The organism is Bradyrhizobium sp. 2S1 (genome assembly GCF_011516625.5).
GTDB lineage: Bacteria > Pseudomonadota > Alphaproteobacteria > Rhizobiales > Xanthobacteraceae > Bradyrhizobium > Bradyrhizobium septentrionale.
This window is the reverse complement of record NZ_CP147717.1, coordinates 9,633,049-9,648,937: the sequence shown is the minus strand read 5'-3', so window position 1 is coordinate 9,648,937 and position 15,889 is coordinate 9,633,049. Positions and strand designations below refer to the sequence as shown.

The following is a 15,889-nucleotide window of genomic DNA, read 5'->3' as shown; positions in this document are numbered from 1 at the left end:
GATGTATACGATTGGGGTTGACGTCGGCGGCACCTACACCGACCTGGTTGCCACGGATCAAACGGGACGCACCGTTTTCGCGAAATCACCGTCCACGCCGGCCGATCAGTCGATCGGCGTCATGGCGGGACTGGAAGAGCTGGCGCGTCGGCTCGGCGTGACGCGCGCGGCGATGCTGGCCGCGACCGATCGCCTGGTGCATGGCACGACGGTTGCGACCAACGCGCTGCTGGAACGCAAGGGCGCCAGGGTTGCGCTGTTGACCACCGAGGGCCATCGCGACGTCGTCGAGATGCGCGAAGGGCTGAAGCCGGATCGCTATGATCTGCGTACGCCGCCGCCCGAGCCGCTGGTGCCGCGCGAGCGCCGCTTTGGCGTGCGCGAGCGGCTGAAGGCCGACGGCAGTGCCGCGGTTGCGCTGGATGCCGCAGCCCTCGGCGATGTCATCGCCGAGGTGAAGCGATCGGACGCGAACTCGGTCGCGGTCTGCTTCCTGCACGCTTATCTCAACCCGGCGCATGAGCTCGCTGCGGTCGAGCGGCTCGCCAGCGAGCTGCCCGATGTCAGCGTGTCGCGCTCCAGCGACGTGCTGCCGCAGATCAAGGAATATGAGCGCGTCTCGACCACGATCGTGAATGCCTATGTCGAGCCGACGGTACGGCGCTATCTCACCAATCTCGAGCGCAGCCTGCATGAGGCCGGTTTTGCCGGCTCGCTGTTCGTAGTGCTGTCGCATGGCGGCATGGCGCCGGTGGAAGAGGCCTCGCGGCTCGCTGCGGGCACCGTGCTGTCGGGCCCGGCCGGCGGCATCTCCGGCAGCCGCCGCTGCGCGGAGATGCTTGGGATTCCCGACCTCGTGCCGTTCGACATGGGCGGCACCTCGACCGACATTTCGTTGATCGCAGACGGCGAGGCCTCGCTGTCGGCCGAAGGCATGCTGGCGGGTCAGCGCATCGCGCTGCGCAGCCTCGACATCGCCAGCATCGCGGCCGGCGGCGGCTCGATCGCCGGTGTCGACGGCAGCCGCACGCTGCGGGTCGGGCCGGAGAGCGCAGGCTCGGTTCCGGGGCCGGCCTGCTACGGCAATGGCGGCCTAGCTGCCACCGTCACCGACGCCAATGTCGTGCTCGGCTATCTCGATGCCGCCGCCTTCATGGGCGGCGCGCGCCCGCTCGATCGCGCGGCTTCGGAAGCGGCCGTCGATCGGATCGCCGAAGCGCTGGAGCTGTCGCGGATCGAGGCCGCCGCCGGCATCTACAAGATGATCAATCTGAAGATGGCCGACGGCATCCGCCTGATGACGCTGCGCCGTGGCGTCGATCCGAGGCGCTTCGCGCTCTTGAGCTTTGGCGGCGCCGCCGGGATGCACGCCGCCGAGGTCGCGCGTGAGCTCGAGATCAAGCGCATCATCGTGCCGACGGTTGCTTCGGTGCTGTCGGCCTGGGGCATGCTGACCAGCGATCTGCGTTACGAGGTCAGCCGCACCCACTACGGCGCGGGGCGGATTTCCGCCGGCGAGGTGCGGGCGCTGTTCGCGGGGCTGGAAGAGCAGGCGGCCGGCCGGCTGCGCGACTGGTTCAAGGGCGATATCGCAATCGAGCGCTCGGCCGAGGTGCGCTATGGCGAGCAGGTGTTCGAAATCGACGTGCCGCTCGGCGACCTCGATCTCGGCGCCGCCGACCTTGTGGCGCAGATCGAGGAGCGCTTCCATCGCCGCCACGAGGAACTCTACACCTATGCCTCGCGCGGGCAGGAGGTGGTGTTCGTCAACGCCCGTGTCGCTGCGGTCGGCAAGGTTGCGCGCGGCGGCGGCGATGTCGGCCAGGCTACGTCAGCTGTGCCCTGCGCGCCGCGCGGCAAGCGGCAGGCCTGGCTCAGTGCCTGGCGCGAGGTGCCGGTCTATGCGCTCGACGATCTCAAGCCCGGCCATTCGCTGGCCGGCCCGGCTGTTATCGAGGCCGAAACCACGACGGTTCTGGTCGGCGATGGCGACCGCGTCGCGGTCAACCCGCTCGGCTGGCTCGACATAACATTGCGCTGATCGCCATGCGGGAACTGCGCTCCCTCTCCCGCTTGCGGGCAGGGGAATCGCATATGGGTTTTGGCTAGCTATTGCGTTGGAAGGCAAGAAGGATTCTGAAGACGGTCGTACGTTACTATCTGCTGTCCAGATATATCTCTGCCAAGCGGCTGCTTGACGTCACCCGCAGTCACTGGGCCGTTGAGAACCGGCTGCATTGGGTGCTCGACGTCCATTTTGCCGAGGATCGCAACCGCTCCCGCAAGGACCACGCACCGGAGAATCTCGCCATTCTCCGACGCCTTGCCCTCAACATCCTGCGAGCCCACCCCGATCGCAAGTCCATCAACCTCAAGATCAGACGCGCAGGCTGGGACGAGGCCTTCCTCATGCAGGTTCTCAGCCATATGCGATAGCCCTGCGCTTGCGGGGGAGGGTTGGGGTGGGGGTCTCGCCACGAGTCGGACGGTTTTTATGCGGAGAAAGCCCCCACCCGGATCGCATCTTTGATGCGATCCGACCTCCCCCGCGAGCGGGAGAGGTGAACCGCGCCCTTGGCTTGCTCCGCCATCAACATTTCATTTTCCCGGCATTGCCTTGGGCGATAAGGTCGCGTCCTCGGGAGGGAGCGCCGGCCGTGGCCGGCGTTTGTGGCGATGTTGATGCAAACAAAAAGACAAACCGCGCGTTCGATATTGCTCGTCCTCGCCGCGATGATCGCGGCGGCGCCGCTCGCCGCGCAGCAGGCGCCCGAAGCGGCCGGCAGCGAGATCCGCGTCGGCAACGTCATGCCGTATACCGGGCCGCTCGCTGCGTTCGCCACCATCGGACGGGCGGAAGCGGCCTATTTCGACATGGTCAACGAGCATGGCGGCATCAACGGCCGCAAGGTCAAGTTCGTCTCGGTCGATGACAGCTCCAATCCGAAGACCGCGATGGAGCAGACCCGCGATCTCGTCGAGAAGCAGGATGTGCTCTTGATGTTCGGCTCGTTCGGCACGCCGAGCAACCTCGCCGTGCGAAAATACCTCAACGAGAAAAAGGTCCCGCAGCTGTTCGTCGCCTCCGGTGACGAGGAATGGGCGCATCCGAGGACGTTTCCCTGGACCATGGGCTGGCAGCCGACCTTCCGCGCCGAGGGGCGAATCTACGCCAACTACATCCAGGCCGCCTATCCGTCACGCAAGATCGCGGTGCTGTGGCAGAACGACCAGTTCGGCCGCGATCTGTTCAGGGGATTGCAGGAGGGCCTCGGCGACACCGCCGGCATGATCGTCGCCGATCTTGCCTTCGACGCGTCGGAGACCAGGATCGAGAACCAGCTCGGGATATTGAAGGACTCCGGCGCCGACATCCTGGTGTTCGACGGCGCGCCGGCGATCGCGGCGCGCGCGATCCGCATCGTGGCCGGGATGGATTGGCATCCGGTGTTCATCCTCGACAATGCGTCGGCCTCGATCGCCAGCGCTTTGCAGCCGGCCGGCCTGCAGAATTCGCTCGGCGTGATCTCGACCTCGTTCCTCAAGGACGCCGGCGACGCCTCCTGGAAGGACGATCCGCATATCAAGGCGTGGTCCGACTTCATGGACAGATATTTCCCCGACGGTGGCAAGGACGACATCTACGCCATGTTCGGCTATGCCGCCGCCGATACGCTGCACCAGGTCTTGCGCCAATGCGGCGATGATTTCTCCCGCGAGAACATCATGCGGCAGGCAGCCTCGCTGAAGGACTATCAAAGCCCGATCGCGCTGCCGGGGATCGTGATCAACACCGGGCCGAAGGATTTCCGCCCGATCAAGCAGATGCGGCTGGTGCAGTTCGACGGCAACGCCTGGCAGCCGATCGGCGACGTGGTCGACAGCGCGTTCACGGCTGTCAGGGATGATAATTGAGGCGCGGTGATTGAGGGTTGCGTCGTCCCGGCGAAGGCCGGGACCCATTACCCCAAGTGCTCGTTGTTAGGCGACGCTAGGGCCTCGATCCCTTTCACAACCAACGCCTGTGGTTATGGGTCCCGGCTCCCGTGCGCAATTGCGCACTAGGCCGGGACGACGGCGTGGAGAGAGTTACTTCTTCAACCCATAATTCAACAGCCCGCCCTTGTTCTTCGGCGGATGCGCGCGCAGGCCTTCCTCGTTCGGCTCGGTGCCCCAGCCCGGGCGATCCGGAATCACGAGATGACCGTCGATAAACTCCGGCACGTGGGTGAACAGCTCATGGTCCCAGGCCAGGCGGTCGATATCGGTCTCCATGATCCGCAGGTTCGGCACCGCGGCGCAGAAATGCGCGTTCATCATGGTGCAGAGATGGCCGTAGAAATTATGCGGCGCGACGTTGACCTCGAAATGCTCGGCGGCCGCGGCGATCTTCATTGATTGCCACACTCCGTTCCACGGCGTGTCGATGATCGCGACGTCCATCGCCTGCTCGGTGAAGTAGGGCAGGAATTCGCGTAAGCCCAAGAGCGTCTCGCATGACGAGATCGGGTGCGGGCTCTGGCGGCGGATGTAGCCGAGCGCCTGCGGGTTGAAGGTGTCGATCTCGACCCAGAACATGTCCATCTTCTCGATCGCGCGCAGGATCTTCAGATAGCCTTCGGTCTTGGCGTTGAAGTTGAGGTCGAGCAGGAGATCGACATCCGGCCCCGCGCGGTCGCGGATCGCCTCCAGATGCATGCAGAGATTGCGCAGCACATTGCGGTCGACATTGATCTCGGGCTGGAACGGCGCGCCGAAGCCGGGGCGCCAGCCTATCGGCTTGCCGTCGGTGTAGACGAAGATGTTGGTCTTCATCGCCGAGAATTTCTTCTCGCGCACCTCGGCCCCGATCGCTTTGACGCCGTCGAGATCGGTAATCGCCGGCTTGTACCAGTCGGGATGATTGATGCGCCAGGTCGCGCAATGCGACCAGTAAACCCGCACGCGGTCGCGGATCTTGCCGCCGAGCAAATCGTAGCAGGGCACGCCGAGCGCCTTGGCCTTGACGTCGAGCAGCGCGTTCTCGATGGCCCCGAGCGCCAGCGCCACCACGCCGCCGGCGGCGGGACGCGTCGCGGCAAACAGCTCGACATAGATACGCTCGTGCTCGAACGCGTTCTTGCCGATCACGCGCGCCGACAGCCGCTCGATAGCCGCCGTGACGCCGGGCGCGCCAAAACCCTCGTCATATTCGCTCCAGCCGACCAGCCCGTCTGACGTCGTCACCTTGACGAAGTGATAATTCCGCCAGCCGGCATCGCAGGCGAGCGTTTCGACGCTTTTGATTGTGGCTGATATGCTCATGGTTTCCTGCCCGGCATGTTGTTGGAGTTGAGAGATACCAACAACGGATCGGCGGACGCGTCAATTCGCGCCAGGGCAGGGCGACAATGCGCATAGGTTGGTGCTGCGACATACGATCGCTTGCACGAGCCAGCTCACTCGATCCGTCACCCTGAGGAGGCCGCGCAGCGGCCGTCTCGAAGGGTCGACGGCCCGGCTTTCGCAGTACGGATAGGGCGGGGCCGTGCATCCTTCGAGGCTCGCAAGAGCTCGCGCCTCAGGATGACGGGGAGAGTTTGGTGCCCGGCCGAAACAGCGTCGGCTTTTGCCGTTCGAACCTCTTGCGGCCGCGCCTGAAGCCCAAGAGCACGTCGGGCAGTTCGGCGATCGCGTTGGTTGCGCTGTCGGTGTCGAGCACGACGATGTCGGCGGGGTTGCCGACCGCGATGCCGTAGTCTTTCAAATTCATCAGCCGCGCCGGCAGCTCGGTGACGAGATCGAGGCAGGCATCGAACTCGCCGATCCCGGCATGGGCGGCATTGGCATAAAGATTGGCCATCCGCAGAAGCGATGCATCGCCGAACGGCGTGAAGGGGTTTTGCACATTGTTGGTCGCGACCGAGCACAGCACGCCATCGGCGACCAGCCGGTGCGCGGCGGTCAGGCCGCGCGGCGCGTTGTGGGTGGCGTCGCGTCCCATCAGATAGAGGTCGGTCGCCGGCAGCACGGTGACCGCGACGCCGGACTGCACCAACCGCGCGCTCGCCGCCTTCAGCCGCTCGGGCGGCAACGCGGAGAGTTTTGTCGCGTGCCCGATCGCGACCCGCCCGTGATAGTTGCGCCGCTCGGTCTGCCGGCAGACCTCCTCCATGTGCCACCAGGAGGGATCGAGGTCGAAATCGAGATGCAGGTCGACGTCGATGTCGAACTGCTGCGCCAGGTCAAAGATTCGCGCGATCTGCGCGTTCGGATCGCTGTCGACATAGGGGCAGCCGCCGATCGCCTCGGCGCCGTCGTCGAGCGCCGCGACCAACAGCTCGTCGGTGCCGGGATCGTTGGTCAGGCCTTCCTGCGGGAAGACACAAAGAGAAAGGTCGAGCGCCCAGGCATAGTCGCGCTTCAACGTCTTGACCGCTTCGAAGCCGCGCAGCCCGATCCGCGGGTCGATCTCGACATGGGTCCGCATCCGCGTGGTGCCTGCGGTGATCGCGCGCTCGATCACTTTTGCGCCGCGGGCATAAACGTCCTCGACCGTGAAGTCGCGCTTCATCGCGGCCACCGCGCGAATGGCTTCGGCGACGCCGGCATGGTCGTGGCCGCAGCGGCCGAGCAGGCAGGCCTTGTCGAGATGGATATGGGTGTCGACGAAGCCGGGCAGCGCCAGCCGTCCCTCGAGGTCGATCTCGGCGGCCTCGCAGGAGAGCTGCGGCGCGATCGCGGCGATCCGGCCGTCAGCGATGCCGATATCGACCGTCGACGCGGAGGTGCGCGTCACGGCATGACGGAAGACCAGGTCGAAGGCAGGTTTCGCAATCATCGAGAGCAGATTTCAGGTTGGTCGCAGCCTAGCGGAAGGGCAGGGAAGCGGCAGCACCAGATTGTGTGCAGTTTGTCGGTCAGATTGTCCAAAAAATATGCATACACTTTGGCGACCAGATTGTAGAGTTTTGCGAGTTCCTGGAGACCCGCGATGTCCGTCACCGCCAAAGCCGATGCCCGCCCGCTGTCCGATGCCGAGATCGTCGAAGCCTACTTGACCGCGTCCATGGTCCCCGATCCCGACGCGGCGGCGGCCTATATGAAGCCCGGCACGGTGATTACCTTCACCGGCGAGCGCGAGTTCGACCATCCGCGCGGGCCGACCGGCTTCAATGCCAAACGCTATCGCTGGGTGAAGAAGCGGATGGACCGAATCGACGTCTGCCCGGGCGCAGGCGAGACCGTGGTCTACAGCGTCGGCACGCTCTACGGCGAATGGATCGACGGCACGCCGTTCGAAGGCAACCGCTATGTCGACCGCTTCGTGGTCAGGGGTGGCCAGATCGTCAAGATGGACGTCTGGAACGACAGCGCCGAGCGGATTTTGGTGCAGCGGGGGATCGAGGCGTAGGGGCGGCGAGCGCATTACTCCTTCCCCGTCATCCTGAGGTGGCCGCTTCTTCAGCGGCCCTCGAAGGATCGACGGCCACCAGCGGGGCCGTTCATCCTTCGAGGCTCGCCCAGCGGTGCAAGTGCACCGCAAGGCTCGCACCTCAGGATGACGGGGATAGAGTAGTGGGAACTGCTGGCGCCGCACCACCTTCGCCGGCTTCACCGTCCGCTCTGCACCCGCCTCGTCCACCGCCCCATAAGGCAATATTAACCGCATTTGCCTTACCTGTTCTCCCGTTCAGCGGGAGAGCCGTCCAGTGCGCAATCGTGATGGTGTTCGAGACACCATAAGCCTGAAGAACCGGGTTCTGGTCACGGCGATCTTTCTGGCATCGGGCGCGGCATCCCTGATCCTTCAGGTGCTCTGGTTCAAGCAACTGCAATTCGTGCTGGGAAGTGCCACCGTCTCGGTCAGCGTCACGGTGGCGAGCTTCTTTTTCGGCCTCTCGCTCGGCAGCGCGCTCGGAGGCCGGATCGCCGACACTGTCAGCCGCCCCCTGAAAATTTACGGGTTTCTCGAACTCGCCCTCGCAGTCGTTTCCCTGGCGGTCACCGCGTTCCTGTCGCACTGGTCGACATGGGTGGGCTGGCTGTCGCCGATGCTGGACCTGGAGTCTCCATTCCGGCTGCCGCTGATGGTCGCGCTGTCGCTCGCCATCCTGTCGCTGCCGACGATGTTGATGGGCTCGACCCTGCCGTTCCTCGTAAAATTCCTGACCCGCACGCAAACCGACCTCGCCAATCGCATCGGTCTGCTCTACGGGTTCAACACCCTGGGCGCCGCTATCGGCACGCTGGTTGTCGGCTTTGTCCTGATGGGCCTTTGGGGGATCACAGGATCGAGCCTGGTCGCGGCGGCGCTCTATGTCTGCGTCGGCGGCGTGGCCCTGCTGGTTGCGCGCAGCACAAGTCCGCTGTTGCCGGTCGCGCCAGAAGCGCCGGGGCAAACCGCCGCACCGGAGCACGGCCGGACGTCCACCCTGATCGCGATCTTCGCGTGCTCCGGTTTCGTGTCGATCGCTTATGAAGTCGTCTGGTTCCGCTTCCTGACCAATGTCAGCACGTCAAGTGTTTTCGCCTTCTCGGGCATGCTCGGCGTTTACCTGCTGGGCCTGGTGACCGGTGCGCTGATCTGCGCCAGGCTGCTCGCACCCCGCAAGGATCAATTGCTGCGCTACTTCGCCGTCACGCAGTTGCTGATCGCGGTTGCGGCCACGCTCACCGTCGCAATCCTCGGCAAGGCGCGTACTGTGGGAGCAGTGCTGTCTCCCATCGTGTCGGGCCTGCTCCCGGTCCCGGTGCAGGAGCTTTTGGGCGGTGACGTTTCATTCTTCCTGATCTGCGCCGTTGCCCTGCTGCTGCCGACCACGCTGATCGGCATCAGTTTTCCGCTGGCCAGCGAATTGACCGTGATGCAGATGAGCGCGCTGGGCCGCAGGGTAGGCACGCTCTACGCCTTGAACACGATCGGCGGCGTCCTCGGCTCGCTGGCGGCGGGATTCCTTCTGATTCCCTATCTGGGCAGTCAGGGGGCGCTCACCGCACTGATTGTCCTGAACGTCCTGCTGTTTGCCGCGACGACCGTATCGCAACCGGGTCTTCTGAGAGAAGGCAGCCTGTGGCGGCAAGGGACGATCGCCGCAAGCGTCATCGCCGTAGCGCTGCTGCTCCTCACGCCACACTATCTGGAACGTGTCCTGACTGCGATCGAAGGCGCCGATGTTCTCGAGCTGCGGGAAACCCGGCAAGCGACATTTGCGGTGGTCGAGTATCGCGAAAAGGCGGCGGGGACTTACCAGCAATTGGTGGTGAACTCGAAAAGCTACGCCAACAACCGTCCCGAGGGCAGACGCTACATGGCCGCGATGGGGCACTATCCCATTCTGCTGCACCCCGGCCCGGTTGAAACGGCTGTCGTGATTTGCATCGGGACCGGCACCACGGTTGGTGCGGTCAGCACCCACAAGGAATTAAAATCCATCGACGCGGTCGACCTGGCCTCGACGGTTTTCGAGTTCGCGCCGCATTTCGTGCCGATCAACCAGCAATTCTATCAGAATCCCAGGGTTCATCAGATCGTCGCGGACGGGCGCCACTTCCTGCTCGGGACCAAGGAAACATTTGACGTCATCACCCTCGAGCCACCGCCGCCCCATGACGCCGGCGTCATCAACCTCTACACCGAGGAATTCTATGCGCTGGCAAAGCAGAAGATGCGCCCCGGCGGCGTTCTCGCGCAATGGGTGCCGCTGGATTTCAACCGCGGCATTCTTCCGAAGATGATCCTCAAGGCCATGATGGGCCAGTTCAAGCATGTCTCGCTGTGGTTGCCGTCCAGAATGGAAGGCGTGGCGATCGCTTCCGATGAACCCTTGAACATCGATCCTCGCGCGCTCGCGATGCGGATGTCCGCGCCCGCGGTGGCTGAAGACCTGACCGCAAACGGCCTGCGCTCGCCCGAGGATTTTCTGGCGACATTCATCGCCGCTGATGAAAAACTCGCGGCCTTTGTCGGGGATGTGCCGAGCCTCACGGATGATCGGCCGCGCCTCGAATATTATAACTGGTATCCGCTGAGTTCGATCAGCGTGGACGAATTGAAGCGTCTCCGCGAGCCGGTCGAAGACTATCTTGCCCCTCACTCCATCGACGAGGCTCGTCTCGACGCCGCGCGCACGGTGGCCGACGCGATTCTGGATGAGCACAAAGCCACGGCTGACGGCGACAAATCCGCCGCCCGTGCAGCGCTTCGCCTGGCCGTCAAACTGCAGCCGGACAATTCCTATGTCGGCTTCCTGGACCGCAAGCTGCGCGAGTGAGCAAGCGGCCTCCGGGTGACGACCGCCGAGCGGATTTTGGTGCAGCGGGCGATCGAGGTGTAGGAGGCGCCCACTCTCTCCCCGTCATCCTGAGGTGGCCGCTTCTTCAGCGGCCCTCGAAGGATCGACGGCCACCGGCGAGGCCGTGCATCCTTCGAGGCTCGCAAGGGCTCGCACCTCAGGATGACGGCGATAGAGCGCAGCAGTCGTCAGCGCCGCACCACCTTCGGCAGCTTGACCACCCGATCGCCGGTCACCTCATCCGCGTATGGCGCCAGAATATCCAGCAGATCCCGCCCGCGCTGCGGACTCGGCGCGACCAGCGCGCGAGTGGCGACGGAATCCAGATGGTGGTGCATCAGCTCCATCACCTTGGCGACGTCGCCCTTCACCAGGGCCGCAATGATTGCGCGGTGCTCGTTGATCGCGCATTCGGTTGAATGCGGCCGGCTGTACAGCGACAGCGTCAGGCAGCAGCGATAGGCGACTTCGCTGACATAACGCACCAGGATCGGGCTGTTCGTCATCTGGGCGAGCAGGATGTGGAATTCGGTGGCGAGCCGGATCGAGACCGCGTCGGTGCCGTCGCGGGCGCGATCCTCGGCGTCGACATGGGCGGTGAGTTCGGCGACCTGCGCCTTGGTCAGCTTGCCGGCGAGCTGCCGCACCACCAGCCGCTCCAGCTCGATGCGGATGTCGAAGGCATCGCGCGCCTCCTGCCAGCTCGGCGTCGCCACCACCGCGATGCGGTTGCGGCGCAGCTCGACGAGACCCTCTGCGGCCAATTGCCCGAGCGCATGCCGCGCAATGGTGCGGCTGACGCCGAAACGCTCGCCGAGCGAATCCTCGGGCAGTTTTGCGCCGGGCTCCAGCGCCTGCTCGATGATCGCCCGCCGCAGCGCGCGGCAGATCACGCTGACCTTGTCTGACGATTCAGCCGTCTTGCTGCTGCCGGCGCGTCCCGCCATTGCCGCGAATCCCTCTTCAAAGGTGCTTCGAACGCCTGTTTATCATACCGGCGAAACAATCGGGCGCTCGAATTGCATGCAGTTTTGGCCGCCGATTGCCTAAAAGGAATCCCGCGCTCCGCCTGGAAATCGCGCGATCCCCTTGATTTTCAACGGGGCGGTCGCTGGCATCCAGCTTGCATGCACTTTGCTCGTGATGCGCATGCAACCAAACACCGAATTTGCCGGCGAGCCTGTCGCCGCCGGATCGGCGCCGACCGCGATCGAGCTGTCGGAAGCCTCCGTGACCTTCGGCCGCGGCGCCCGCGCCGTGCCGGCTCTGTCGACAACCACGCTGCGGATCGCCGACGGCGAGTTCGTCGCACTGGTCGGGCCGTCCGGCTGCGGCAAGTCCACCATCCTGCGGCTGGTGTCGGGCCTGGTGCGGCCGACCACCGGCGTCGTCATCGTCGGCGGCCGCGAGGTCGCGGCGCGCGCGATGCGGGTCGGCATGGCGTTCCAGAACCCGACCATGCTGCCGTGGATGACGATCGAAAAGAACATCATGCTGCCGCTGAAGATCGTCGAGCCGTTCCGCTCGCAGTTCCGCCGGCTGCGCAAGACCGAGTTCCGCGACAAGGCCAATGCGCTGCTCGAGCAGGTCGGGCTGAAAGGGTTTGGCGGCCGCTATCCCTGGCAGCTCTCCGGCGGCATGCTCCAGCGCGCCAATCTGTGCCGCGCGCTGATCCACGAGCCGCGCATGCTGCTGCTCGACGAGCCATTCGGCGCGCTCGACCAGTTCACCCGCGAGGAGCTGTGGGGAATCCTGCAAGAGCTCTGGATGACGCACAAGCCGACCGTGCTGCTGGTCACCCATGACCTGCGCGAGGCCGGCTTCCTCGCCAGCCGCATCTGCGTGATGAGCGCACGGCCCGGCCGCGTCCTCGACGACTCCAGCGTCGACTTCGCCCGCCCGCGCACCCTGGCGATGACGTTTGAGCCCGAGTTCGTCGCGCTCAACCAGAAACTCCGCGCCTTCATCGTCGATGCGCGCACCGCTGCGCAAGGGGGAGCCTGACCATGTCCGTGTCAGATATCAGGCAGAAGGCCTGGTCCGCGGCCCTGATCGTGCTGTTCTTCGTCGCCTGGGAGCTGTTCTGCCTGATGACGGGGATGCCGGACCTGGTGCTGCCGCGGCCGTCGCAGATCTTCGTCACGCTGTTCGAGAAATTCCCGATCCTGTGGCCGCACATCATCCAGACCTTGGTGACGACCATGATCGGCTTCGTGCTCGGCGTGGCACTTGGCGTTGCGCTCGGCGCGGTGATCGGCGTGTCAAAGACCGCCTACGACACCTGCTATCCGCTGCTGGTCGGCTTCTCGTCGATCCCGAAGGTCGCTGTGGTGCCGATCTTCGTGCTGTGGTTCGGCTCCGGCACGGTGCCGGCGGTGTTGACCTCGCTGTCGATCTGCTTCTTCCCGATCGTCGTCAACATCGCCACCGGCCTTGCCACCACCGAGCCCGAGCTCGAGGACGTCCTGAAGGCGCTCGGCGCCAGCAAGTTCGACATCCTCTGGAATGTCGGGCTGCCGCGGACGATGCCGTTCTTCTTTGCCTCGCTGAAGGTCGCGGTCTCCTACGCCTTCGTCGGCGCCGTGCTGTCGGAGACCGTCGCCTCGAACCGCGGCATCGGCAATGTGATGATGACCGCGTCCTCCAATTTCAACGTGCCGCTGGTGTTCGCCGGGCTGTTCGTGCTCGCCGGCCTCGGCGTCGCGCTCTACGTCCTGTTCTCGCTGATCGAGGGCCAGGTCACGGGCTGGGCGACGCGCAAGGACAATGTCATCGCCACCTGAAGGTTGTTTCGTCCATCGCCGTTCACTGGAGTTGAGGAGGTCGTCATGCTGAAGACAATAAGCGCTGCGCTCGTGGGGTTGGCTCTGGTCGCGGGAGCGGCGCGTGCCGAGGAAACCACCATCAAGTTCACGCTGGGCTGGAAGACGCAAGGCAGCGATGCGGCGTTCTTCTATGCGAAGGACAACGGGTTCTTCAAGGAGGAGGGCCTCAACGTCGTGATCGACCAGGGCGAGGGCTCCGGTGCGACCGTGACGCGCATCATGTCCGGCGCCTATGACGCCGGCTTCGGCGACGTCAACGCCATCATCCAGAATGCCTCGACCAGACCGCAGGATGCGCCCGTGATGGTCTACATGATGTGGAACCAGCCGCCGTTCGCGATCGTCGCCAAGAACTCGAGCGGCATCAAGTCGATCAAGGATTTCGAGGGCCATACGCTCGGCGGCGCGCAGGGCACGCCGACCACCCGGCTGTTGCCGGTGTTCGCGCACAAGAACGGGCTCGACGGCGAGAAGATCAAGATCTCCAACATGGCGCCGAACCTGCAGGAGCCGATGCTGATCAAGGGCGACATCGATGCCGCGCTGGTCTTCAACATCACGAGCTACTTTAATCTTGTGCTGAACCGCCAGGATCCGGACAAGGACTTCAAATGGTTCTCGTTCGGCGATTACGGGCTCGATCTCTATTCCAATGGCGTGATGGTGTCGCGCAAGCTGATCGCCTCAAACCCGAAGGCGGTGGCCGGCCTGGTGCGCGCCATCAACAAGGGCGCGATCGCGGTCGCCAAGGATCAGAACGCCGGAATGAAGGCTGCGCTCAACTATGACAATCTGATCAATGTCGACGTCGAAAAGCGCCGGCTGCAATATTCCTTCGAGAAGCTGATCGTCTCGCCGGAGATGAAGGACATCGGTGTCGGCGACATCAAGGACGACCGCATGGTGCGCAACATCGGTTTCATCGTCGAAGGCTACCAGCTCGCCCGCGCGCCGACCCCGGCCGAAGTGTTCTCGCGCGAATTCCTGCCGCCGCGCGCGGAGCGCGAGCTGGTGTACACTGCGAATTGACGCAGGTGAGCCAAGCCCCCGTCGCATCGGAAGTATGCTCCCTCTCCCGCTTGCGGGGAGGGCCGGGGTGGGGGCTCTCTCCGCGAGTCACATCGTGGAGAAAGCCCCCACCCGCCGCGCTCTGGCGCGCAAGAGCGCTGCCGAGCGCGTCGACCTCTCCCGCAAGCGGGAGAGGTGAAGCGAGCCCGCGGAGGAGAAGAGAGACCATGACGATGGACGTCACGGCAACCCGCTTGTTCTCCGGTCCTGACCGCGGCATCCGCCATAATGTCGCGCTTCGTCACGACGACGGCGTCATCACCGATATCTCCGAAGCCACGAGCCCGGCGACAGGCCCGCGCTCCCTCATCCTCCCGGCCTTCGTCAACGCCCACGACCACGCCCGCCCGCGGGCATCCAGCTTCGGCGCTGTCGGCATGCCACTGGAGAGCTGGATCCTGCGCACGGTGGTGGGCACGCCGGTCGATCCTTATCTCGCCGCGGCCTCCGCGCTGGGGCGCGCGGCGCAGGCCGGCTGCGCGGCGATGATGGTGCACTACACCCGGCCGAGCGGCATCATGCCGCTGCTCGACGAGACCAGGGCGATTGCGCGGGCCGCCGGCGATGTCGGCATCCGCATCGGCTTTGCGATCGCGGTGCGCGACCAGAACCCGATCGTGTATGGCGACAGCGAACCGGTACTGTCGGCCCTCGACAGCGACGATCGCAAGACGATCGAAAAACTGTTCGTCCGTGGGCCGATGTCGCCGAAGGCCTATATCGAGCTGACCGACGCCATCGCGGCGGCGATCGGTGGGCCGATGGTCGATGTGCAGCTTGGGCTCGCCGGCGTGCAGTGGTGCTCGAAGCCGCTCCTGGAGGCGGTCGCGGACAATTCCGCGCAGACCGGACGCCGCATCCACATGCATCTGCTCGAGACGATCTATCAGCGCGCCTGGGCGGATGAGCATTTTCCTGATGGCATCGTCCGCTATCTCCGCGACATCGGCTTTCTCTCCGAACGGCTGACGCTTGCGCATTGCATCCATGCCCGGCCCGACGAGATCGAGATGATCGCGGCCTCAGGCGCGCGTATCGTCACCAATTTCTCCTCCAATTTGCATCTCCGCTCCGGGCTGGCGCCGATCGCGGCGGCGCACGCTTGCGGCTGCGCGATAGCGGTCGGCGTCGATGGTCTGGCGCTCGATGAGGATGACGATGTGCTGCGCGAGATGCGCCTCGTGCAGATGATGCATGGCGGCCTCGGCTTTCAGCGTACCTGGACCCCGCAGGAATTCTTCGCGCTCGCGATCCGCAATGGCCGCCGCGTCACCGGTGCGCCGGGGACCGGCGAGCTTGCCGTCGGTGCGCCGGCCGATTTCGTCAGCATCGATCTCGACCGTCTCGAGGGCGATCAGATATTGCCGGCCGATCCGCTGGATTTGCTATTCGCGCGCGGCAATGCGTCGCTGGTCCGGGACGTGGTCGTCGACGGACGCACCATCGTCAGCAATGGTCGGTGCGTGGGTGTCGACCTTCCTGCTATCGAGCAGGAACTGCGCGGCCTCTACCGCGCGAGCGCTGCTACATACGCGCATGTGCTGCGCGCATGGCCGCGTCTTTCAGTATCCTTGCAAGACTGGTTCGAGAGACAACTCACCTGCAATTAGGCTGAGAGCATTCGCCTCGCATCGCGCGGCAAGCGCGGTCGGCCTCGCGCGAATTCCGTCAAACGGAAGAAAATTCCACTTGCAACACTTTCGGCGCGCGGCTTCAAGTTCA

11 protein-coding genes and 1 pseudogene are annotated in these 15,889 nt (G+C 64.7%); 9 read left to right on the top strand and 3 right to left on the bottom strand.

Going from position 1 to position 15,889, the window contains the following annotated elements; all coding sequences use genetic code 11:
- The first annotated feature begins 1 nt into the window (after position 1).
- The 3 genes and pseudogenes from HAP54_RS45960 to HAP54_RS45950 all read left to right on the top strand — a co-directional run bounded on the left by HAP54_RS45960 (position 2) and on the right by HAP54_RS45950 (position 3,915).
- Entirely contained in the window at positions 2-2,041 is a 2,040-nt protein-coding gene (locus HAP54_RS45960; protein ID WP_166307128.1) for a hydantoinase/oxoprolinase family protein, read from the top strand.
- Between the two features lie 104 nt (positions 2,042-2,145).
- A pseudogene (locus HAP54_RS45955) lies at positions 2,146-2,436 on the top strand (ISAs1 family transposase); the annotation flags it as partial.
- Positions 2,437-2,682: 246 nt separating this feature from the next.
- On the top strand, positions 2,683-3,915 hold the full coding sequence (locus HAP54_RS45950) for an ABC transporter substrate-binding protein (protein ID WP_166297967.1): 1,233 nt from the start codon (positions 2,683-2,685) through the stop codon (positions 3,913-3,915).
- 174 nt (positions 3,916-4,089) lie between these two features.
- Here HAP54_RS45950 and HAP54_RS45945 read toward each other — a convergent pair whose 3' ends face one another.
- Positions 4,090-5,304: a mandelate racemase/muconate lactonizing enzyme family protein gene (locus HAP54_RS45945; protein ID WP_166297966.1), complete on the bottom strand. Its 1,215-nt coding sequence runs from the start codon at positions 5,302-5,304 to the stop codon at positions 4,090-4,092.
- A gap of 256 nt (positions 5,305-5,560) precedes the next feature.
- Positions 5,561-6,820: an amidohydrolase family protein gene (locus tag HAP54_RS45940; protein ID WP_166297965.1), complete on the bottom strand. Its 1,260-nt coding sequence runs from the start codon at positions 6,818-6,820 to the stop codon at positions 5,561-5,563.
- 153 nt (positions 6,821-6,973) lie between these two features.
- On the opposite strand from HAP54_RS45940, the gene HAP54_RS45935 reads away from it, so the two are divergent.
- Positions 6,974-7,393 carry a nuclear transport factor 2 family protein gene (locus HAP54_RS45935; protein ID WP_166297964.1) on the top strand — a complete coding sequence of 140 codons (420 nt, stop codon included), beginning with the start codon at positions 6,974-6,976 and terminating at the stop codon, positions 7,391-7,393.
- A 298-nt stretch (positions 7,394-7,691) separates the two neighbouring features.
- Complete coding sequence (locus HAP54_RS45930) at positions 7,692-10,253, top strand: fused MFS/spermidine synthase (RefSeq protein WP_166297963.1); 2,562 nt, start codon at positions 7,692-7,694, stop codon at positions 10,251-10,253.
- A 209-nt stretch (positions 10,254-10,462) separates the two neighbouring features.
- Here the strand turns inward: HAP54_RS45930 and HAP54_RS45925 are convergent, their stop codons facing one another.
- Positions 10,463-11,221 (bottom strand): GntR family transcriptional regulator, encoded by a 759-nt coding sequence (locus HAP54_RS45925; protein ID WP_166297962.1) that lies wholly within the window; start codon positions 11,219-11,221, stop codon positions 10,463-10,465.
- A gap of 202 nt (positions 11,222-11,423) precedes the next feature.
- Between HAP54_RS45925 and HAP54_RS45920 the strand changes: the two genes are divergently transcribed.
- The 4 genes from HAP54_RS45920 to HAP54_RS45905 all read left to right on the top strand — a co-directional run bounded on the left by HAP54_RS45920 (position 11,424) and on the right by HAP54_RS45905 (position 15,777).
- Entirely contained in the window at positions 11,424-12,278 is an 855-nt protein-coding gene (locus tag HAP54_RS45920) for an ABC transporter ATP-binding protein (protein ID WP_224741506.1), read from the top strand.
- Positions 12,279-12,280: 2 nt separating this feature from the next.
- Positions 12,281-13,057, top strand: a complete 777-nt coding sequence (locus HAP54_RS45915; RefSeq protein WP_166297960.1) for an ABC transporter permease — start codon at positions 12,281-12,283, stop codon at positions 13,055-13,057.
- A 45-nt stretch (positions 13,058-13,102) separates the two neighbouring features.
- Complete coding sequence (locus HAP54_RS45910; protein WP_166297959.1) at positions 13,103-14,128, top strand: ABC transporter substrate-binding protein; 1,026 nt, start codon at positions 13,103-13,105, stop codon at positions 14,126-14,128.
- Between the two features lie 206 nt (positions 14,129-14,334).
- Positions 14,335-15,777, top strand: coding sequence for an amidohydrolase family protein (locus tag HAP54_RS45905; protein WP_166297958.1), 1,443 nt, complete (start codon positions 14,335-14,337; stop codon positions 15,775-15,777).
- The last annotated feature ends 112 nt before the right edge of the window (positions 15,778-15,889 follow it).

What these genes read in the sequence shown, in the direction of transcription:
- HAP54_RS45940 (WP_166297965.1), bottom strand. Translation starts at nt 6,820, where the DNA reads ATGATTGCGAAACCTGCCTTCGACCTGGTCTTCCGTCATGCCGTGACG.
- HAP54_RS45935 (WP_166297964.1), top strand. Translation starts at nt 6,974, where the DNA reads ATGTCCGTCACCGCCAAAGCCGATGCCCGCCCGCTGTCCGATGCCGAG.
- HAP54_RS45960 (WP_166307128.1), top strand. Translation starts at nt 2, where the DNA reads ATGTATACGATTGGGGTTGACGTCGGCGGCACCTACACCGACCTGGTT.
- HAP54_RS45950 (WP_166297967.1), top strand. Translation starts at nt 2,683, where the DNA reads ATGCAAACAAAAAGACAAACCGCGCGTTCGATATTGCTCGTCCTCGCC.
- HAP54_RS45905 (WP_166297958.1), top strand. Translation starts at nt 14,335, where the DNA reads ATGACGATGGACGTCACGGCAACCCGCTTGTTCTCCGGTCCTGACCGC.
- HAP54_RS45910 (WP_166297959.1), top strand. Translation starts at nt 13,103, where the DNA reads ATGCTGAAGACAATAAGCGCTGCGCTCGTGGGGTTGGCTCTGGTCGCG.
- HAP54_RS45945 (WP_166297966.1), bottom strand. Translation starts at nt 5,304, where the DNA reads ATGAGCATATCAGCCACAATCAAAAGCGTCGAAACGCTCGCCTGCGAT.
- HAP54_RS45915 (WP_166297960.1), top strand. Translation starts at nt 12,281, where the DNA reads ATGTCCGTGTCAGATATCAGGCAGAAGGCCTGGTCCGCGGCCCTGATC.
- HAP54_RS45920 (WP_224741506.1), top strand. Translation starts at nt 11,424, where the DNA reads ATGCAACCAAACACCGAATTTGCCGGCGAGCCTGTCGCCGCCGGATCG.
- HAP54_RS45925 (WP_166297962.1), bottom strand. Translation starts at nt 11,221, where the DNA reads ATGGCGGGACGCGCCGGCAGCAGCAAGACGGCTGAATCGTCAGACAAG.